We start from the raw sequence: 19,832 nt of genomic DNA on the forward strand, positions 1-19,832 counted from the left end.
GCAGTTCCTGCCGAAGAATTCCAGAGAATTGAGGACTGACCTCGTGGTTAAGAATACCGAAGTCAAACTGAGTGCTGTCGCCGGTGACTTGAAGAAGTACCCGTCCGACGCCCTCGTCGTGGGAGTGGGGCAGGGCGCCGATGGTCCCGTCCTGCTGGATAACCCCCTGACCGCGAAGGCGGCGGAGGCGCTGGCGGAGTCCCTGGCCGTTCTTGGCCTCACCGGTGCCGCCGACCAGACGCACCGCCTCCCGGGGCTGCCGGAAGCAGGGGCATCCGTCCTCGTCCTCGCCGGCGTTGGCAAGGTGGCCCCCGGGACTCCCCTCTCCGAGGAAGCACTGCGCCGCGCTGCCGGCTCGGCCGTCCGCCAGCTGGCCGGCGTCACCACCGTCACCCTCGCCCTGCCGACGCCGGACCTTGCTGCCGTAGCCGCCGTCGCCGAAGGTGCCGCGATGGGTGCCTACTCCTTCAACGAGTACCGCTCTTCCAGCGATGGTCTCAAGGATCCGGTCAAGAACGTCCGGATCCTCACCGACGTCGCTGCGGACAAGGAACTGCAGTCGGCGCTGGAGCGCGCGGCCCTGATCGGCAAGGCCGTGAACGCCACCCGCTCTTTGGTCAACACGCCGCCGAGCCACCTGTACCCGGAAACGTTCGCCGAGGCTGCTCGCGACCTGGCGAAGGGACTGCCGGTCAAGGTGACGGTCTGGGACGAGAAGCGCCTGGAAAAGGACGGCTTCGGCGGCATCCTCGGCGTCGGCAAAGGCTCCGCCCGGCAGCCGCGCCTGGTGAAGGTCGAGTACGCCCCGGCGAAGGCGACCGCCAAGGTGGCACTGGTCGGCAAGGGCATCACCTTCGACACCGGCGGAATTTCACTTAAGCCGCACCTGGGCATGGGCGACATGAAGTCGGACATGGCCGGCGCCGCCGTCGTGCTTAACACCGTCCTTGCCGTCGCCGAACTCGGCCTGCCGGTCAAGGCGACCGCATGGCTGTGCATCGCGGAGAACATGCCCTCCGGTGCCGCGCAGCGTCCCGCCGATGTCCTGACGATCTTCGGTGGCAAGACCGTCGAGGTCCTGAACACCGACGCCGAGGGCCGTCTGGTCATGGCCGACGGCATCGTCGCCGCCAGCCAGGAATACCCGGACGCCATCATCGACGTCGCCACCCTCACCGGCGCCCAGCTGATCGCCCTCGGCGACCGCACCGCCGGCGTGATGGGCTCCGACTCCGTCACCGGCGCGCTTAAGGCCGCGGCGGACCGCGCGGGTGAGCTCGTTTGGCCGATGCCGCTGCCCGAGGAACTGCGACCGAGCCTGGACTCACAGGTGGCGGACATCGCCAACATCGGCGAACGCCACGGCGGCATGATGACCGCCGCGGTCTTCCTGCGCGAGTTTGTGGGCAAGGGCAAGGACGGCGAGCAGATCCCGTGGGCCCACATCGATATCGCCGGCCCGTCCTTCAACAACGGCAGCCCGTACGGCTACAACCACAAGCAGGGCACTGGCTGCACGGTGCGCACCCTGGTGGCCTACGTCGAGGACATCCTCGCCCGGACTGCCTGAGCCCCGGCGGCGCCACCGGTCCGGCCGCCTGCCTAAATAGGTGCGGCCCTGTGCCGGGGCTGATAGCCCCGGCACAGGGCCGCGTGAGACTGGACACAAGCGCTCCACAAACGCCATGGCAAGGTGGAGCATGTATTAGTGGTTCGCTAAGGTGAACCGTAGTTTCAAAGCAAAAGCTTCACGGAAGCAATTCCACACGAAAGGGAGCCGTCCTGCTGGCATAATCACGGCAGACAGGTTCCAAGACCAGATGATGCGTACTCTCGTGTCATCGTTCACGCGAGGGAGCGTTTTAGTGGCCGATCAGGCAACTGCGCAAGAATTCGACATCCTGGTACTCGGCGGCGGCAGCGGCGGCTACGCAACTGCGCTCCGCGCCGTCCAGCTCGGCCTTACCGTCGGCCTCATTGAAAAGGGAAAGCTCGGCGGCACCTGCCTGCACAACGGCTGCATCCCCACCAAGGCCCTGCTGCACTCCGCCGAACTGGCCGACCACGCCCGGGACTCCGCCAAGTACGGCGTCAATGTAACCCTGGACAGCATCGACATCACCACCGTCAATGCGTACAAGGACGGCATCATCGCCGGCAAGTACAAGGGCCTGCAGGGTCTGATCAAGTCCAAGAAGGCCATCACCGTCATCGAAGGTGAGGGCAAGCTCAAGGGCACCGACACCGTCGTCGTGAACGGGACCGCGTACAAGGGCAAGAACATCGTCCTGGCCACAGGTTCGTACTCCCGCACCCTGCCGGGCCTGGAAATCGGCGGCAAGGTCATCACCTCGGACGAAGCCCTCACGATGGACTTCATTCCCAAGAGCGCCATCATCCTCGGCGGCGGCGTCATCGGCGTCGAATTCGCGTCCGTGTGGAAGTCCTTCGGCGTCGACGTCACTATCGTCGAGGGCCTGCCGTCACTGGTCCCGAATGAGGATGCCGCCATCGTCAAGAACTTCGAGCGTGCTTTCAAGAAGCGCGGCATCAAGTTCTCCACCGGCGTTTTCTTCCAGGGCGTCGAGCAGAACGACGACGGCGTCAAGGTCACCCTCGTCGACGGACAGACCTTCGAAGCGGACCTCATGCTCGTCGCAGTTGGCCGCGGCCCGGTCACCGCCAACCTCGGCTATGAGGAAGCAGGCGTGACGATCGACCGCGGCTTCGTTATCACCAACGAGCGCCTGCACACCGGCGTGGGGACCATCTACGCCGTGGGCGACATCGTCCCGGGCGTCCAGCTCGCGCACCGCGGCTACCAGCAGGGCATCTTTGTGGCCGAGGAGATCGCCGGCCTCAAGCCGGTCGTGGTGGAAGACGTCAACATCCCCAAGGTCACCTACTCCGATCCCGAGATCGCAACCGTGGGCTACACGGAGAAGGCCGCCAAGGCCAAGTTCGGGGACGACCAGATCGAAACCCAGGAATACAACCTTGCCGGCAACGGCAAGAGCTCCATCCTGGGCACGTCCGGCCTGGTGAAGCTGGTCCGCCAGAAGGACGGCCCCGTCGTCGGCGTCCACATGATCGGCGCCCGCATGGGCGAACAGATCGGCGAAGCGCAGCTGATCGTGAACTGGGAAGCCTACCCGGAGGACGTGGCCCAGCTGGTCCACGCGCACCCGACGCAGAACGAGGCCCTGGGCGAAGCCCACCTCGCCCTCGCCGGCAAGCCCCTGCACGGCTGACCGTTCCCTCCGCAGCACCGCAAGACCTCTGGGCTTAGTGCATCCGGCCGTAAAAGCCGGGTGCACTAAGCTCGAACCAGGCAGCAACCATCCGCACTAAAGATCAATAAGGAGAACGGGGACGACATGTCTGAATCCGTTAACTTGCCCGCCCTCGGTGAGAGTGTCACCGAAGGAACCGTCACCCGCTGGCTCAAGCAGGTAGGTGACCGGGTGGAGGTGGACGAGCCCCTGCTCGAAGTTTCCACCGACAAAGTAGACACCGAAATCCCCTCTCCGATCGCCGGTGTGATCGAGGAAATCCTCGTCGCCGAAGACGAGACCGCTGAAGTCGGAGCCCCGCTGGTGCGCATCGGCGACGGTTCGGGTTCCGGGGCAGCCGCCCCGGCCGCCGAAGAGGCGCCCGCCCAGGAAGCTCCCGCCGAGTCCCCGTCCGCTTCCGAAGCGCCGGCCCCCGCTGCTGAAACGCCCGCACCGGCCGCCGAGGAAGCCGCTCCGGCTCCTGCCGCCGAAGCCGCCCCGGCCGGCGAAGGCCACGAAGTCACCCTCCCCGCCCTGGGCGAGAGCGTCACCGAAGGAACCGTCACCCGGTGGCTCAAGAGCGTCGGCGACAGCGTCGAGGTTGACGAGCCGCTGCTGGAAGTTTCCACCGACAAGGTCGACACCGAGATTCCGTCCCCGGTGGCCGGCACGCTGCAGGAAATCCGCGTCGCCGAGGACGAGACCGCCGAGGTCGGGTCCGTCCTCGCCGTGATCGGCTCCGGCGCTGCGGCACCGGCCGCCGCCCCGGCTCCCGAAGCCCCCAAGCAGGAAGCCCCCAAGCAGGAAGCACCTGCCGCTCCGGCTGCCGAAGCTCCCGCTGCCGAGGCCCCGAAGCAGGAGGCCCCGAAGCAGGAAGCCCCGAAGCAGGAAGCCCCGAAGCAGGAGGCACCTGCTGCGGCTCCGGCGTCTGCCGCCGCCCCGAAGCAGGAGGCCGCCGCGTCGGCCGAGTCCGGCTACGTCACTCCCCTGGTCCGCAAGCTCGCCAACCAGCAGGGCGTGGACATCTCCTCGCTGACCGGCACCGGCGTCGGCGGCCGCATCCGCAAGCAGGACGTGCTCGCCGCTGCCGAGGCAAAGGCTGCCCCCGCAGCCGCCGCCCCGGCCGCGTCCGCACCGGCGTCGTCCTCCGCGGCACCGGCGGCATCCGCTGCAGCGTCCTCGCTGCGCGGCACCACGCAGAAGGCCCCGCGCATCCGCCAGGTCATTGCCCGCCGCATGCGTGAGTCACTGGATATCTCCACCCAGCTGACCCAGGTGCACGAAGTCGACATGACCAAGGTCGCCAAGCTGCGCGCGCGGGCCAAGAACTCCTTCCAGGCGCAGAACGGCTCCAAGCTGACCTTCCTGCCCTTCATCGCCAAGGCTGTCGCCGAGGCGCTGAAGCAGCACCCCAAGGTCAACGCCTCCTACGACGAGGACAAGCAGGAGATCACCTACCACAACGCCGAGCACCTGGCGATTGCGGTGGACACCGACAAGGGTCTGCTGGTTCCGGTTATCGCCGATGCTGGCAACCTGAACCTGGCCGGCCTGGCCGGCAAGATCGCCGACGTCGCCGACCGCACCCGCAGCGGCAAGATCGGCCCGGACGAGCTCTCCGGCGGAACCTTCAGCATCACCAACATCGGTTCCGTGGGTGCATTGTTCGACACCCCGATCATCAACCAGCCGCAGGTCGCCATCCTCGGCACCGGCGCCATCGTCAAGCGCGCCGTGGTGGTGTCGGATGAGAACGGTGACGACTCGATCGCGATCCGCTCGATGATGTACCTCTCCCTGACGTACGACCACCGTCTGGTGGACGGCGCCGATGCGGGACGCTTCCTGCAGACGCTCAAGGCACGCCTTGAAGAAGGAGCGTTCGAAGCCGACCTCGGCCTCTAGCCTTCGCAGCACCGACGACGGCGGTGCCGGCACGGGAGCAAACCTCCCGCGGCCGGCACCGCCGTCGCGGTTTAACTGAAGCACCCCCGCAGAAGACGTTCACCGCGTGGCTTTGCTACGGGCTGTAGAACTGACTGGCTAAGCTAGGACCATGACTATTCTCTTCAACATCCTGGTCTTCCTGCACGTGGTGGGAGCCGCCATGATCGTGGGCTACTGGATCGCCACCATGCGGACCCCTACCGTGCACCCGCGCCAGCGCGACGGCGCCTTCCTGCAGCTCCTCACCGGCATTGCCATGATGGGCGTCCTTCCCTTCCTGCCTGACTCGGATCCCAACTACGCCAAGCTGGGAATCAAGCTTGTCGTGGCCGTCGTGGTCGCAGTCCTGGCCGTCATCGGAGCCCGCCGCGTCAAGCAGGGCCAGCCGGTAAGCACGGGCCTCGCCCACGGCGTCGGCGGCCTGGCGCTGCTCAACGTGGCCATCGCCACGCTCTGGCAGTAATCCTCAGCACCACCCGCGACGACGGCGACGCACCCGGGTGCGTCGCCGTCGTCGTTCACCCTAGGATGGGAAACGGCAGTATCCGCTCATCTGGCCGGATCGCTGATCAACGACGTTAAGGAGTGAAGATGGCAACGACACGCACCGCACACACTGTATGGAACGGCGACCTGATGTCCGGGACGGGCAACACCAGCCTGGACAGTTCGGGACTGGGCAACTTCGATGTCACCTGGAAGGCCCGGGCCGAGTCAGCCGAGGGTAAGACCAGCCCGGAAGAGCTGATCGCCGCCGCCCACTCCGCCTGCTTCTCCATGGCCTTCAGCCACGCCCTGGCGCAGGCCGGCCACACGCCGGAGGAAGTCAACACCAAAGCGGACGTGACCTTCGAGCCCGGTACCGGAATCACCGGCAGCCACCTCACCCTGAGCGCGCGGGTGCCCGGCATTTCCGAGGAGGAGTTCCAGCGCCTCGCCGAGGAAGCCAAGACCGGCTGCCCCGTCTCCGCGGCCCTGACCGGCATCAAGATCAGCCTGGACGCCACGCTGGCCGCCTAGGCTCCGGCGCCAACAGTGAAGGCCCCCGTCCCGGAGTTTTCCGGGGCGGGGGCCTTCGCCGTGTTCAGGCTTCGCGGGGCCTAGCCGGGCTGCTGCGTTCAGCGGGCCTAGCCGGGCTGCTGGCTGGGCTGTTGCCGGGGCGGCAGCGGCGCCGGGCGCACCGTGCGGTACCCCTCGCGCAGCGGCGGCCGGTCGGTGGGGAGTTCCTGGATCATCTCCTTGAGCGCACCGATGCCGTATTCCAGCTGAGGGTCCACCTGCGCCGCATAGGCGTGCGGCGGGAAAGTGACCTCGATGTCCGGCTCAACGCCGCGGTTCTCCACTCCCCAGCCCACCCCGCCGCCGAACCAGGTGGCATAGCGCGGCTGGGTGACGCCCGTGCCGTCGGCCAGGGCGAAGCGGTTGTCGATACCTACCACGCCGCCCCAGGTCCGGGTTCCGATAACCGGCCCGATCCCCCGCAGCTTGGACACCTGGGTGATGATGTCGCCGTCGGAACCGGCAAACTCATCGGTCAGGATGATGACAGGACCGCGCGGGGCGTGGTGAGGGTAAGTGCGCGGGCGTTCGCCGCGCGGCATGCTCCAGCCGGTCACCTTGCGGCCGATCAGCTCGGCCACCAGCTGGGAAGTGTGCCCGCCGCGGTTCCGGCGGACGTCCACAATCAGGCCGTCCAGGGAGGTTTCGGTGTCCAGATCCCGGTGCAGCTGCGCCCAGCCGTTGGCCATCATGTCCGGGATATGGAGGTACCCGAAGGTCCCCTGCGAGGCGTCCCGCACGGTGCGGCGGTTGGACGCGACCCATTCCTGGTAACGCAGCCGCTCCTCATCCTTGACCGGCACGACGGCGACGCGGCGCTGCTCCCCTGCCCGGGCGCCGTGCCCGGGACCGTTCCGCAGGGTCAGTTCGACGGCGCGGCCCGCGGCGCCTGCCAGCTGCATGGCGGGGGTCAGCGCTTCGGAGAGTTCGACGCCGTCAATCGCCAGCAGCACATCCCCGGTTTTGGCGTGCGCACCGGGCCGGGTCAGCGGCGAAGTGGCCAGCGGATCGGACGATTCACCGGCGAGGATGCGGGTGATTTCCCACCCCTCCGGAGTGTAGGCAAGGTCGGCGCCGAGGCGGCCCTGGCTGTTGCTGCCGTTCTCGGTCACCATGACGGGCCGGACGTAGGCGTGCGAGGTCCCGAGTTCGCCGTGGAGTTCCCAGAGCAGGTCCACCAGGTCGTCGTGGGAGCCGAGCCGGTCCACGATCGGCCGGTAGCGGGCGTGGACGGAGTCCCAGTCCTGTCCGGCCATGTCCTCGGTCCAGAAGAAGTCGCGCTGCAGGCGCCAGGCCTCGTCGAAGGCCTGGCCCCAGACGCTGACCGGGTCCAGCCGGACCCGGATCCGGTTCAGGTCCACCTTCACCAACTGCCCGGAATCCTCATCGGCCTTGGACGCGGCCGGCGAGACGCGGATCTGCTTATCCTGGACAAGGACGACCTTCTCCCCGTCGCCGGTCAGCCGGTAGCTGTCCAGCGCCTCGACGATCGTGGTGCTCCGCCGCTTGGCGAGGTCGAAGCGGACCAGGCTGGGGGCGGCGTTCTTGTCCTCCAGGCTGGCCCGGCCGTCACCGGTCACGCCGGCGAGTTCGTGGTCGAGCCAGAGCAGGGCCCCCGCCGTGGCGGAAAGGTGCGAGTAATTGCCCTGCGGGACCGGGACGCTGATAACCCGGTGCGCCAGCCCCTCGGCGTCGACCTTCACTGCGGGAACGGCGCCTGCGTCCTTGCTGCTGTCTTCGCCCGTGCTACCGGCGTCGGCGGCGGCGTCGGCGTCGGCGTCGGCGCTGGAAGAGAGTGCGATGTCCGGCCCGAACGGGGACGGAGTGTCCGCGGCGAGGGCAACGAGGTAGGGCTTGATCGGGCTGGGGAAGGACAGGTCGAAGGAGTGGCCGTCGTAGACCGGGTCGAAGCTGCGGTTGGACAGGAAGGCGAGGAACTTCCCGTCCGGGGTGAACGTGGGTGATTCATCCCTGAAGCGGCCGTCCGTGACGTCGATGATCGCGGGTGCGCCGGTGGCCTGCGGGATTTTCGCGAGCCGGAGCCGGGTGCGGGAACCGAAGGAGGTTACCGGTTCGGCCCAGCCCAGCCAGGCTGAGTCCGGTGACCAGCTGAAGCCCTCGATGCTGCCTTCGCCGATGCTGTCCAGCAGGGTGAGCTCGCCGGTGCGGGTGTCTGCAAGATAGATGTCGCCGAAGGAGGTGCCGACGGCGATCCAGTTTCCGTCCGGGCTCGCCTCCATGGCGCTGGCCCGGCTGGGCTTCGGGAAGTCGATCCTGGTGGGCGACCCGGCGGCTGCGCTCCCCTGGCCGGCAGTGGCCCGCGCTGCTGCTTCGGTACCGGCCGTGTTCGGCGCGGCGTCTCCGGCGAGGACTGCGGACGAGGTTGAGGCCGGAGCAGGGACGGGGGCGGTCGCGGCGGCGGCGGCGCCCTCGGGCCGGGTCAGCGCGGCGGCTGAAACCGGGCGCGGCAGTTGCGTCGCAGCGTCCTCCGGCGCCGCTTTGCCGGCATCCTGGCCGGCTGCAGGCTCCGGGGCTGCCTTGCCCGCTGAGCCTGCGCCCACGGGTGCGGAACCGCCCTGGACCGGTGCCGCGATGGGCTTGAGGTAGAGCGCTTCGGCTCCCCCATGGTCTGCGATGTAGGCGATCCGGCCCGCGCCGAAGGGACGCGGCAGGCGGGCGCGGACGCCCGGGGTTGCTTCGAGAATGCGGGAGGGGCCGTCCTTATGCCGCAGCCAGTGCAGGGTGCCGTGGGCTTCCACCGCGCTGGAATCACCGGTGCGGTCAGGAATGACATCGCCCAGATGCCGTGACGGCTTCAGTGCCGACGAGCGCCGCGCCTGCGATGCCGAACCCAGGGTGATGTCGAGCCTGACGGCGTCGGCATCGAGGCCGGTGAGCAGCCAGAGTTCGCCGGCGGATTCGAAGACCACCCGGTTGCCGTCGGTGGCCGCGTGCCGGACGTAGAAGTCCTCGTGGTCGGTGTGGCGGCGGAGGTCACTGCCGTTGGGCAGCACCGAGTAGAGGTTGCCGTAGCCCTCGTGGTCCGAGAGGAAGGCGATCCGGCCCTGGACCCACATCGGGTCGGTGAGGTTCCCGTCGAGTTCCGGCACGAGCCGCTCGAACTCGCCGTTTCCGTCCGCGTCGATCCACAGTTTGCCGGCGGTGCCGCCACGGTAACGCTTCCACCAGGCGGGTTCGCGGGACAGTACGCTGGCCAGCACCAGGGGGCGTTCGTCGCCAACGACGGTGCCGTAGGCGACGGACTCCACCGGGCCGAACGGCAGCTCCTGGGCCCAGCCGCCGTCGACAGGGAGGGTATAGGCGTGCGTCAGGCGGCTGTCCGCCTGCCGGAAGGCGCTGGTGACCACGATGTCGCCGTCAGGGGTGAACCCCTTGACCTTGGTGGAGCTGTGGCCGAAGTAGCTGAGCTGGCGGTACCCGCCGCCGTCGACGTCCGCCGTGACGACCTCCGGCGCCGTTCCCTGCACGACCGTCCAGACCAGGCGCCGTCCGTCCGGGCTGAAGCGCGGGTTGCGGGCGGGCAGCTGCAGCGAGGAGACCCGCCAGGCGCGGCCGCCGTCAAGAGGGGCGATCCAGACGTCGTCCTCGGCCACAAAGGTGACCAGATCGCCGTGCAGATGGGGGAAACGGAGGTAACTCGAAGAGGTCATCGTTCGATCATAGTCAAAAGCACACCGGCCCCCGGGGAGGTTCCCCCGCCGTGCCGGTCATGGTGAGATGGACCATGCGAATCCTTGTAGCCGGTGCCTCCGGGCTGATCGGAACGGCCATTACCAGCACGCTGCGCGGCAGCGGCCACGACGTCGTCAGCCTGGTCCGGCGGCCCCCCGCTTCGCCGGCAGAGTTCCAGTGGGATCCCGCCGCCGGCCGGATCGACGACGCCGCCCTCCGGGGCGCCGGCGCGGTCATCAACCTTTCCGGCGCCGGCATCGGCGACCGGCCGTGGACACAGGACCGGATCAAGGAACTGAGCACTTCGCGGCTGGGCCCGACCACGACCCTCGTGGCGGCGATGGGCCGGATGGACAGCCCGCCGCCGGTCTTCCTGAGCCAGTCCGCCTCGGGGTACTACGGCGACGCCGGACAGCAGGTCCTGCGGGAGGACGCCCCCGCCGGTGACGGCATCCTGGCCCGGATCTGCACGGACTGGGAGGCTGCCGCGCAGCAGGCACCGGCGGGCGTCCGGGTGGTCACGCCGCGCACCGGCGTGGTCCTGAGCCGCAGCGGCGGCGCGCTGGGCAGGCTACTCCCGCTGCTGCGTCTGGGGGTCGGCGGGCCGCTGGGCAACGGGCGGCAGTACTGGCCGTGGGTCACCCTGCCGGACGTGGCCGGCGCCTTCGAGTTCCTGCTCACCGCACCTCTGGCCGGGCCGGTCAACCTTTGCGCCCCGGAAAGCGCGGACGTCAAAACGTTGATCACCGGGCTGGCGGCAGCCCTCCACCGGCCCGCCCTGCTGCCCGTCCCCGCGCCGGTCCTGCGCCTGGTGATGGGCCAGCTGGCCAATGAATTGCTGCTGGCGAGCCAGCGGATGGAGCCTGCGGCGCTGGCGGGAGCTGGTTTCCAGTGGCAGCATCCCTCGCTGGCCGCCGCCGCAGGCTGGCTGGCTTCCGGCCGCTAGGCGGCTGTCCGCGGCGGTCACCCGCCGGTCCCTGGAAGGATCTCCTGAAGCCGCCATTTGCCGTCCACCGGCACCAGTACCAGGCGGAGCCGCTGCTCCTCAACGGCGTCGGCCTCAGCGACCACGGTTCCCACCCCGTCGCGTTCCCGGTATGAGGGGGAAACCACGCTGACCGGAAGCACAGCCCGGTCGGGGGTGCTCCCGGGCTGCGGCGCCCCCACCGACACCCGGGTTTCGAAACCTTCCAGCACGTGGCCGGTGGATGCCAGCCGCGCGGCAATCCCGGCGTCGGCAGCCGCCGCCGGCGAGGCCGGGACCGTGACCTCCGCTAACAGGCCGAGTTTTCCCGTGCCGAGGGCATAGGAGCGGAGGGCGGCGAGCCCGCGGGCCGCGTCTTCCGGCCGGGGCGAGGCCAGCAGGGACTCCAGGTCAGCCGGGAGGGCCGACGCCGCACCGGAGGTTGGTGCCACGGACCCCGGCGTCGAGGTCGCGGGGTTCGAGGTCTCCGCGCCGCCCGGACCGGCTGTGGGCCGGGCGGCCGGTCCGCCGGTGGGGCCGAACACCAGCGGCGCCTCGAGGAGTGCCGCGGTGGCGAGCACGGCCAGTACCAGCACTCCGGCCGCCCTGCGCCAGCCTGTCCGGTGACGGCCCCGGCCGGAAGCGCGGCCTTGGCCGGAAGCGCGGCGCCGGGCCGCATGCCGCGCCCCGGCCACCCCTCCACCCGCAAATTCGGGCCCGGCTCGACGGACCGGAACCGCCGATCCGGAGCGAAGCCACAAGCGCGAGCGAAGCCGCGCCTCGGAGAACGCCAGTCGCCGCCGCCAGTCCTGCAGGCGGGCCAACCGGCGATCCCGGCCGGTCACGGGCAGCGAGCGGCGGGTTAACAGTTCAGGCAGCACAGTCGGATGCACCGAGACCGACAGGTCCAGCGGGGCCGCCGGTGCGCTGCGGAACACCGCGGCGGCCAGCTCCGCAGCTGAGGGCCGCTGCCGCCGCTCCGTGCGCAGTCCGGCCTCCAGAACTTCGGCCAGCGCCGGCGGGACCCCCGGCACCAGCAGCGGCAGGGGCGGCCGTTCAGGTCCAGGTTCCGGAGCCGTGCCGGTGAGGCAGAACCATCCCAGCGCCGCTGCGGAGTAAACATCGGCTTCGGGTTGCAGCCCTGCCCGCACTGCATCCACCGGGGCGGGGTCACGGAACCCCTCCGTCCCGGCGCACAACGGATCCTGCGGGTCCGCCAGCATCCGGCCCACCCCCAGGTCGGTCAGCAACGGCTTGCCCTGCGCAGTGAACACCACGTTGCCCGGTGCCACGTCGCCATGCGTGAAGCCCTGCCCGTGCAAATAAGCCAGGACCTGCGCAATGGGCGTCAGCACGGTAACGACCTCCCCCGGGCTGAGTCGCCCCCGCACCGCGACGAGCCCAGCCAGCGATCCCCCGGCGGCGTAATCGAGCACCAGCGCCAGCCCGTCCCTGGCTTCCCCGTCGCTGGTTGCCTGGCGCGCCCGCACCACGGCGTGCGCCTTGACCAGGTGCTCGTGGTCGAGGGCGGAGAGGATCCGAACCTCTCGCCGCACGGCTTCCTCTCCACCCCACGACGACGGCGGAACAACGTCCGGTTCATCGACAGTGAAGTACTTCAGCGCCACCTGCCGCAGCGTCCTGCGGTCGGTGGCGAGCCAGACGGCGGCGCTGCTGCCGCGTCCCAGCAGCCGCCCGACGTCGTACCCGTCAACCTGCGGTGGCGTGGCTGGGTCCGGTGGTGCTGGGTCCGGCGGGGCTGGTTCCGTTAGGGCAGGCAGCTCGAAATCGTCCATGGGTTAGGAATAGCCGATCCGGAGAAACGCTGCAGAGGTTATCCACAGCCATGAGAGTTTCACCACAGAATCGGTGGGCGGGACGGCCGAGGACTAAGCTGTTGGGCATGACTCTTGAGTTCTCCCAGCTGGGTCTCGCTCCCGACTTCGTCGACTACACCCGCGGCTGGGACATCCAGCGCGACCTGCACGAGAAGGTTGTCGCCGGGACCGCCCCCAGCACTGTCCTGCTGCTCGAACACGCCGCGGTGTATACCGCCGGCAAACGCACCGAGGACCATGAACGCCCCTTCGACGGGACACCGGTGGTGCCGGTGGACCGCGGCGGGAAGCTGACCTGGCACGGGCCGGGACAGCTCGTGGGTTACCCGATCATCAAGCTGAAGAACCCGGCGGGCATCCGCGACTACGTCGAGCGCCTCGAAGCGGTCATGATCGCCGTGCTGGCCGACTACGGCATCGAGGCCGTACGGATCCAGGGCCGCGCCGGCGTCTGGATTGACCAGGATGAGAAGGGCCCGGCCCGCAAGATCGCCGCCATCGGCATCCGGGTCCACGAAGGCGTCACCATGCATGGTTTCGCTATCAACTGCAACAATGATCTGGCTCCTTACGGCCAGATCATCGCCTGCGGCATCACCGACGCCGGGGTCACCACGATCGCGCAGGAGACCGGCCGGGACGTTACCCCGGCGGACCTCGTGTCGCGGATCATCGAAGAACTGCGCAACAATGAAGAAGCCCTAGTTGCAACCCATGAAGGAGCCCCACTGTGACACTGGCACCAGAAGGCCGGAAGATGCTGCGGATCGAGCAGCGCAACGCGGCCGTCCCGGTGGAACGGAAGCCCGAGTGGATTAAGGCCAAGGTCCAGATGGGCCCGGAATTCGTCCAACTCAAAAACCTCGTGAAAAAAGAGGGCCTCCACACCGTGTGTGAAGAGGCCGGCTGCCCCAACATCTTCGAATGCTGGGAAGACAAGGAAGCGACCTTCCTGATCGGCGGCTCCGAGTGCACCCGGCGCTGCGACTTCTGCCAGATCGACACCGGAAAGCCCTCCCCCGTGGACTTGTTCGAACCCACCAAAGTGGCCCGCTCGGTGCAGTCCATGCAGCTGCGTTACGCGACCGTCACCGGTGTGGCCCGCGACGACCTCGCCGATGAGGGTGTCTGGCTTTACGCCGAAACGGTCCGCAAGATCCACGAACTGAACCCGGGCACCGGCGTCGAGCTCCTGATCCCGGACTTCTCCGGCAAACCCGAGCACATCGCCGCGATCTGCGACTCCAAACCCGAGGTATTCGCCCACAACGTCGAGACAGTGCCACGGATCTTCAAGCGGATCCGCCCGGCGTTCCGCTACGAGCGGTCCCTGGACGTCATCACGCAGGGCCGCAACCTGGGCATGGTCACCAAGTCCAACCTGATCCTCGGCATGGGCGAAACCCGGCAGGAGATCTCCGAGGCGCTGCGCGACCTGCACGAGGCCGGCTGTGACCTCATCACCATCACCCAGTACCTGCGGCCCTCCGAGCGGCACCTCCCGGTGGACCGCTGGGTCAAGCCACAGGAATTCGTTGACCTGCAGCAGGAAGCGGACGAGATCGGTTTCCTCGGCGTCATGTCCGGACCGCTAGTCCGTTCTTCCTACCGCGCAGGCCGGCTGTGGGCTACCGCGATGCGCAAGAAAGGCTGGGAAATCCCGGCCGAGCTGGCGCACATCGAAAGCTCCGGAAGCACCCGGCAGGAAGCCAGCTCGCTTCTCGCGGCGCACTCCTAGACGGTCCCCCACCTCACTGCCGCCCAGGGCCGGCGCCGGAGACATCCGGCGTCCGGCCCTGAGCTGTGCATCACGTAGAATTAAGGCACTATGGCGAATTCCCCTGACCCCCGCACGTCCAGTTCTTCAGCCCATGGCGCTTCGGCCGTTGAGCCAAAGCGCGGCCTTTTCTCCCGCAAGCCCAAGGAAGCCAAGGCCAAGAAGCCCAGCCGGCTGAAGCAGATCCGCGACGTCTTCCAGATGACGCGCCGCCACGACCCGATGGTGCCGTGGCTCATGCTGCTCGCGTTCCTCGGCGTCGTTGCGATCAGCTTCCTGGTCGGCTTCCTGCTGGATAACTGGATCACCGGCCTGATCATCGGTATTCCGCTGGGCGTCCTGGCCGCCACCCTGATTCTGTCCCGCCGGGCCGAGCGGGCCGCGTTCGCCCAGATTGAGAACCAGCCGGGCGCCTCGGGTGCCGCGCTGGGGACCCTCCGCCGCGGCTGGATCACCGAAGACCAGCCCGTCGCCGTGAACCCGCGTACCCAGGACGCGGTCTTCCGCGCCATCGGCCGGCCCGGCGTCGTGCTCGTCAGTGAAGGCCCCAGCCACCGGGTCAAGCCCCTGCTCGATGGGGAACGCAAGCGTCTCGCTCGCATCCTGCCGAACGTCACCATCCACGTGATCGAGAGCGGCCGTGGCGAAGGCCAGGTGCCGATCAGCCAGGTCGCCAAGAAGATGGGGAAGATGAAGAACGAACTGACCAAGACCGAGGTCAGCACTGTGTCCAAGCGCATCTCCTCGCTGGGCAACCGGCTGCCGATCCCCAAAGGCGTCGACCCCTACAAGGCGCGCCCGGACCGCAAGGCCGCCCGCGGCCGCTAACCCGGCACCCTTTCCGCAGCGCCCCGGTCGCCGGCACCAGCCGACCACCGGGGCGTTTTGCGTTACCCCTCGTCTATCCGGCACGAGTACCGCCTGCCGGTGCGGACACGTTAGCCACGACGCCGCCGCGCGGCCACAACCGGAGCTGGAGATTGCCCCATGAAACTGCCCCCGAAAAGCACCGTCATCCGGACCTTCCGCGCCCTGGCCGTCGCGGAAGGATTCAGCTGGGCCGCGCTGCTCGTCGGCATGTTCCTGAAGTGGGTGCTGCGGACCACCGAACTGGGCGTGGAAATCGCCGGGCCGGTGCACGGGGCTTTCTTCATCGGCTACGGCCTCGCGGCGCTGGCCCTCTGGCGGCTGCAGCGCTGGCCGTTCCGGGTGGCAGTTCTTGCCGGCCTCTCCGCGGTCCTGCCGTTCGCCACTGTCTGGTTTGAACGCTGGGCAGGCCGGCGCGGTTACCTCGCGGAGCAGTACCAGTCGCGGCAGGACCAGGCGGGGCAGGACGGCGCAGCCGCCCCGGACCGGGCCGGCCCGGACGACTACCAGTCGGGGCAGGATGGCGCAGCCGCCCCGTACCGGGCCGGCGAGACGGCCAGATTCTAGTTCCCCTGGGGTTGCCCGAATCTGCGCGGTGGGGCTGTGGCGGCGGGCTGTGGCCGGACCGGAGCTGGGGCCTGGCTGGCTGCGGCCGGAGTGGCTGCCTCAGCTCGCCGATCCGGCACAAACGGCCGCTATTCGGGTCGGATTGCGGCCTTTGGTGGAAAACCGGCACTAGTTCCGCCAGCGGCAGCACGGCATAGCGGCCATCTCTGGCAAACCGACGAAGGTTCCGCATCAACAGTTCCGACGTAGCGAGTCCCTGCCCTGAGTCTGCTCTGATTTACCGAAGTCGCGGCGCCATCACCGTCAATACTGCCGCCGATTACGCACAAACGGCCGCCATGCGGGGTCAGATAGCGGCCATCTCTGGCAAACCGGCGGAGGCTCCCACCCCGGCACGGGAGGACTGCCTAGCGGCCGCCTGGACCAACCGGGGACTGTCATCCACGGCAGGAAGCGTCCGGGGAATTCGGCTACAGCCGAAGCCAGCGCCCGGTCAACCTCATCCCCGGACGCAGGGCCGGCGAAGCAGCCAAAGCATAGCGGGCCTACATCCGGACAAGCACCGTGTTCATAGCCTTGTCGTGCAGGCCGCGGTGGTCCGGGTCGAAGATGACCGCCGGGATCACCAGGCAGAGCAGGACGCTGCGGACCAGGCCCGGGAGCGGGCCGGCCGGCCCGCCGCCGAGCCGGATGACGTGGATGCCGACGATCCGGTGGCCGATGCTGTAGCCGAGCGTTCCCACCAGCAGTGCCTGCTCAACGGCGAACACCGCCAAGTTGGCCCACGGGTCCCCGCCGAAGGCGAAGTTGCTGATCAGCAGCGCAATCCCCCAGTCGATGCACAGGGCCAGTATCCGCCGGCCTGCTCGGGCGATCGAACCGGGGCCTGACTCCGGGAGGCCCAGCCGCTCCCCCGGGTACTTGGAGATGCCGGAGGTGTCCGGTCCGCTGAGCCAGGAGCCTATGTCTTTGCGATCAACCACCCTCCAAGCCTACCGGCCCCGGGTAGGCCCGCGCGTTGTTCAGCATATGGACTTTCGAGGTCCGCCCAGCGGTACCGGATAGGCCACACTGTGGACAGCGGCTAGCTTTAACGGGTAGCTCATTTCTGTAACCTGCCCGAAACAAAGCGGACACTGAAGGGAAACCCCGTGTCCCTAGGGTGGTAACAGTTGCCGGCGCCATCCGCAGCGGGACGCATTCGTCGTTCCCCTGCTGACCCGCGCCGGCTCATACGGCCTCACGGCCTGATCTTTCATATGCGTAAGGAGCATAGATGTTCAAGACTGCGGACGAAGTCCTCAAGTTCATCAAAGACGAAGACATCAAATTCGTCGATATCCGCTTCACCGACCTGCCGGGCGTCCAGCAGCACTTCAACGTGCCCGCCAAGAGCGTTGACGCGGACTTCTTCGTCAACGGCCAGCTTTTCGACGGATCGTCGATCCGCGGCTTCCAGGGCATCGCCGAGTCGGACATGCAGCTCATCCCGGACGTCACGACGGCGTTCGTGGACGCCTTCCGCATCGAGAAGACCCTTGCGCTGAACTTCTCCATCGTGAACCCGCGCACGGGCGACCCGTACCACCGCGATCCGCGCGGCGTGGCCGAGAAGGCCGAGGCCTACCTGGCCTCGACCGGCATTGCCGACACCGCGTTCTTCGCCCCCGAGGCCGAGTTCTTCGTTTTCGACAACGTCCAGTACGAGTCCTCGCCGCAGGGCAGCTTCTACAAGATCGACTCTGAGGAAGCGCACTGGAACACCGGCCGGAAAGAGGAGGGCGGCAACCTCGGCTACAAGACCCCGGTCAAGGGCGGCTACTTCCCGGTTTCACCCACCGACAAGCAGGCGGACCTGCGCGATGCCATGTGCGTCGCGCTGGATGACGTTGGACTCGAGGTCGAGCGCAGCCACCACGAAGTTGGCTCCGCCGGCCAGGCCGAGATCAACTACAAGTTCACCACGCTGACCCACGCCGCCGATGACCTGCAGAAGTTCAAGTACGTCATCAAAAACACCGCTGACGCTTGGGGCAAGTCGGTGACCTTTATGCCGAAGCCGGTCTTCGGCGACAACGGTTCGGGCATGCACTGCCACCAGTCGCTGTGGAACGGCGGCGAGCCGCTGTTCTACGACGAGAAGGGCTACGCCGGCCTGTCCGACACCGCGCGCTGGTACATCGGTGGGCTGCTGAAGCACTCCTCCGCCGTTCTGGCCTTCACCAACCCGACGGTGAACTCCTACCGCCGCCTGGTCAAGGGCTTCGAGGCGCCGGTCAACATGGTCTACTCGCAGGGCAACCGCTCCGCCGGCATCCGCATCCCGATCACCGGGTCGAACCCGAAGGCCAAGCGCATTGAGTTCCGCGCTCCGGATCCCTCATCCAACCCGTACCTGGCGTTCGCTGCCCAGCTGATGGCCGGCATTGACGGCATCCGCAACCGCATCGAGCCGCCGGCTCCGATCGACAAGGACCTCTACGAGCTCCCCGCCGAGGAAGCCAAGGACATCCCCAAGGCCCCGGGCACGCTCGAGGAAGCCCTGGAGGCCCTGGCCGAGGACAACGAGTTCCTGCAGGCGGGCGGCGTCTTCACCCAGGACCTGATCGACACCTGGATCGAGTACAAGTACGAGAACGAGATCCGTCCGCTCTCGCTGCGGCCGAACCCGTACGAGTTCGAGCTCTACTACGGCGTCTGATCCCTGAAGATCCACGACGCCGGCCGTAAAGCCGTGTAGCACCAAAGAGTCCGCCCGGGCTGCCAGTAACTGGCGGCCCGGGCGGGCTCTTTCGCGTTCGGCGACGCCGGCGGAGGGCTACTGCGAATCGGTGTTCTGTTGCCGGTCGCGGAGGTTCTTGGCGATCTCCTCGAACTTGTCCTTCACCACTTTTCCGGCATCGGAGAGGCTCTTTTCCGCGTTCGAGAGCGGGTCCGGCTGCAGGTAGACGGTCTGGCCGGCCGGCAGGTCGTACTCATCCTTCAGGTGCATGCCTCCGGCGACCCCGAGGAGAGCCAGGTAGACCCGCGCTTCCGTCCGGGCGATGCCGGCAATGGTGCCGAAGACGACAGTGAACTCGTTGGACTGAAAGCTCACCGTCTGGCCCACATGGCGCCGGTCAAGCTCGCCGGCCGGGACGGCCTTTTCCGAGTGGGTTCCGCTGTAGTTCATTGACTGCTCCTTGGGGCTCGGGGACTTGCGTGTCCCCGCAGTCTATAAGCGTCAGGATCCCGGGGTGCAGGCAACGAGCGCTCTGCTCCGGGGAGCCGGCACCGGAAGGCGGACCGGCCGCAGCTCAAAACGACCGGTAGAAGATCCGCTGCGCGCCGGCGTCGCCGCCCAGGTACTGCCCGCAGTCCTCGAACCCGGCTTTGCGGTAGGCGGCCTGGCCGGCGGGATTGGCCTCGTTGACGGAGAGCACGACGCCGCGCTGGCCGCCGCCCAGCACCCGCGTCAGCCGGCCCGCCTCGCGCACGGCCGCGGCGGAGGCCGCGGCGCCGAAGCCCCTGCCCTGTTGCCGCCGGTCGACGAGGAAGCCGCGGAGCAGCCAGGCGGAATCATTGTCGGCCCAGCCGGCGGCGCGGGCGGCACCGCTCTGCAGCGTCGCAACGCCGACGGCGGAGCCGTTCGCGTCGAGCACGTAGGGGAAGCGGGAGTCGTCCTCAAGGCCAGCCAGGGCCATCCGAAGCGGATCCCCCACGAACCGGCCCTGCCCTTCGCCGAGTTCCAGTTCGGCGACCTCCCCCAGCTTGACGGCCCGGGCGTCGCCGTCGAGGTCCTTCAAAGCAATCAGCCAGACGTGTGCAGCCATGACAGCAGCGTAGCCGGAGCCGGGCTGCCCCTTCGT

At 68.2% G+C, this 19,832-nt stretch carries 16 protein-coding genes; 11 read left to right on the forward strand and 5 right to left on the reverse strand.

Annotation, left to right across the window (positions count from 1 at the left end; genetic code table 11):
* The first annotated feature begins 43 nt into the window (after nt 1–43).
* From QFZ61_RS13810 to QFZ61_RS13830, 5 genes are all read left to right on the forward strand, one after another.
* Nucleotides 44–1,570: a leucyl aminopeptidase gene (locus tag QFZ61_RS13810; protein WP_307036952.1), complete on the forward strand. Its 1,527-nt coding sequence runs from the start codon at nt 44–46 to the stop codon at nt 1,568–1,570.
* A 295-nt stretch (nt 1,571–1,865) separates the two neighbouring features.
* The gene (gene lpdA / locus QFZ61_RS13815; protein ID WP_307036955.1) at nt 1,866–3,251 is read left to right on the forward strand and encodes a dihydrolipoyl dehydrogenase; all 1,386 of its coding nucleotides are present in this window, start codon (nt 1,866–1,868) and stop codon (nt 3,249–3,251) included.
* A gap of 126 nt (nt 3,252–3,377) precedes the next feature.
* Entirely contained in the window at nt 3,378–5,177 is a 1,800-nt protein-coding gene (gene sucB, locus QFZ61_RS13820; RefSeq protein ID WP_307036957.1) for a 2-oxoglutarate dehydrogenase, E2 component, dihydrolipoamide succinyltransferase, read from the forward strand.
* A 151-nt stretch (nt 5,178–5,328) separates the two neighbouring features.
* Entirely contained in the window at nt 5,329–5,682 is a 354-nt protein-coding gene (locus QFZ61_RS13825; protein WP_307036959.1) for a hypothetical protein, read from the forward strand.
* 128 nt (nt 5,683–5,810) lie between these two features.
* Entirely contained in the window at nt 5,811–6,239 is a 429-nt protein-coding gene (locus QFZ61_RS13830) for an OsmC family protein (protein WP_307036960.1), read from the forward strand.
* Nucleotides 6,240–6,346: 107 nt separating this feature from the next.
* Here the strand turns inward: QFZ61_RS13830 and QFZ61_RS13835 are convergent, their stop codons facing one another.
* A complete protein-coding gene (locus QFZ61_RS13835) occupies nt 6,347–9,949 on the reverse strand; it encodes a S41 family peptidase (protein WP_307036962.1) in 3,603 nt (1,200 codons plus the stop codon).
* A gap of 74 nt (nt 9,950–10,023) precedes the next feature.
* Between QFZ61_RS13835 and QFZ61_RS13840 the strand changes: the two genes are divergently transcribed.
* Entirely contained in the window at nt 10,024–10,917 is an 894-nt protein-coding gene (locus QFZ61_RS13840; RefSeq protein ID WP_307036964.1) for a TIGR01777 family oxidoreductase, read from the forward strand.
* 17 nt (nt 10,918–10,934) lie between these two features.
* Here QFZ61_RS13840 and QFZ61_RS13845 read toward each other — a convergent pair whose 3' ends face one another.
* Nucleotides 10,935–12,731 (reverse strand): serine/threonine-protein kinase, encoded by a 1,797-nt coding sequence (locus QFZ61_RS13845; protein WP_307036966.1) that lies wholly within the window; start codon nt 12,729–12,731, stop codon nt 10,935–10,937.
* 107 nt (nt 12,732–12,838) lie between these two features.
* Here QFZ61_RS13845 and lipB point away from each other — a divergent pair, with 107 nt between their 5' ends.
* The 4 genes from lipB (at nt 12,839) to QFZ61_RS13865 (ending at nt 15,984) form a co-directional block, all read left to right on the forward strand.
* Nucleotides 12,839–13,507 (forward strand): lipoyl(octanoyl) transferase LipB, encoded by a 669-nt coding sequence (lipB, locus tag QFZ61_RS13850; protein ID WP_307036968.1) that lies wholly within the window; start codon nt 12,839–12,841, stop codon nt 13,505–13,507.
* Nucleotides 13,504–14,511, forward strand: a complete 1,008-nt coding sequence (gene lipA / locus QFZ61_RS13855; RefSeq protein WP_307036970.1) for a lipoyl synthase — start codon at nt 13,504–13,506, stop codon at nt 14,509–14,511. The genes lipB and lipA overlap by 4 nt, the downstream gene beginning before the upstream one ends.
* 90 nt (nt 14,512–14,601) lie before the next feature.
* Nucleotides 14,602–15,378 carry a DUF4191 domain-containing protein gene (locus tag QFZ61_RS13860; RefSeq protein ID WP_307036972.1) on the forward strand — a complete coding sequence of 259 codons (777 nt, stop codon included), beginning with the start codon at nt 14,602–14,604 and terminating at the stop codon, nt 15,376–15,378.
* A 159-nt stretch (nt 15,379–15,537) separates the two neighbouring features.
* On the forward strand, nt 15,538–15,984 hold the full coding sequence (locus QFZ61_RS13865) for a DUF3817 domain-containing protein (protein ID WP_307036974.1): 447 nt from the start codon (nt 15,538–15,540) through the stop codon (nt 15,982–15,984).
* Nucleotides 15,985–16,529: 545 nt separating this feature from the next.
* On the opposite strand, the gene QFZ61_RS13870 is transcribed toward QFZ61_RS13865, so the two are convergent.
* Nucleotides 16,530–16,967 (reverse strand): RDD family protein, encoded by a 438-nt coding sequence (locus QFZ61_RS13870; RefSeq protein WP_307036977.1) that lies wholly within the window; start codon nt 16,965–16,967, stop codon nt 16,530–16,532.
* 293 nt (nt 16,968–17,260) lie between these two features.
* Here QFZ61_RS13870 and glnA point away from each other — a divergent pair, with 293 nt between their 5' ends.
* A complete protein-coding gene (gene glnA / locus QFZ61_RS13875) occupies nt 17,261–18,685 on the forward strand; it encodes a type I glutamate--ammonia ligase (RefSeq protein ID WP_307036979.1) in 1,425 nt (474 codons plus the stop codon).
* A 117-nt stretch (nt 18,686–18,802) separates the two neighbouring features.
* On the opposite strand, the gene QFZ61_RS13880 is transcribed toward glnA, so the two are convergent.
* Both QFZ61_RS13880 and QFZ61_RS13885 read right to left on the reverse strand, forming a co-directional pair.
* Entirely contained in the window at nt 18,803–19,156 is a 354-nt protein-coding gene (locus tag QFZ61_RS13880) for a hypothetical protein (RefSeq protein ID WP_307036981.1), read from the reverse strand.
* A gap of 124 nt (nt 19,157–19,280) precedes the next feature.
* A complete protein-coding gene (locus QFZ61_RS13885; protein ID WP_307036983.1) occupies nt 19,281–19,796 on the reverse strand; it encodes a GNAT family N-acetyltransferase in 516 nt (171 codons plus the stop codon).
* Between the last annotated feature and the right edge of the window lie 36 nt (nt 19,797–19,832).

The organism is Arthrobacter sp. B3I4 (genome assembly GCF_030816855.1).
Taxonomy (GTDB): domain Bacteria; phylum Actinomycetota; class Actinomycetes; order Actinomycetales; family Micrococcaceae; genus Arthrobacter.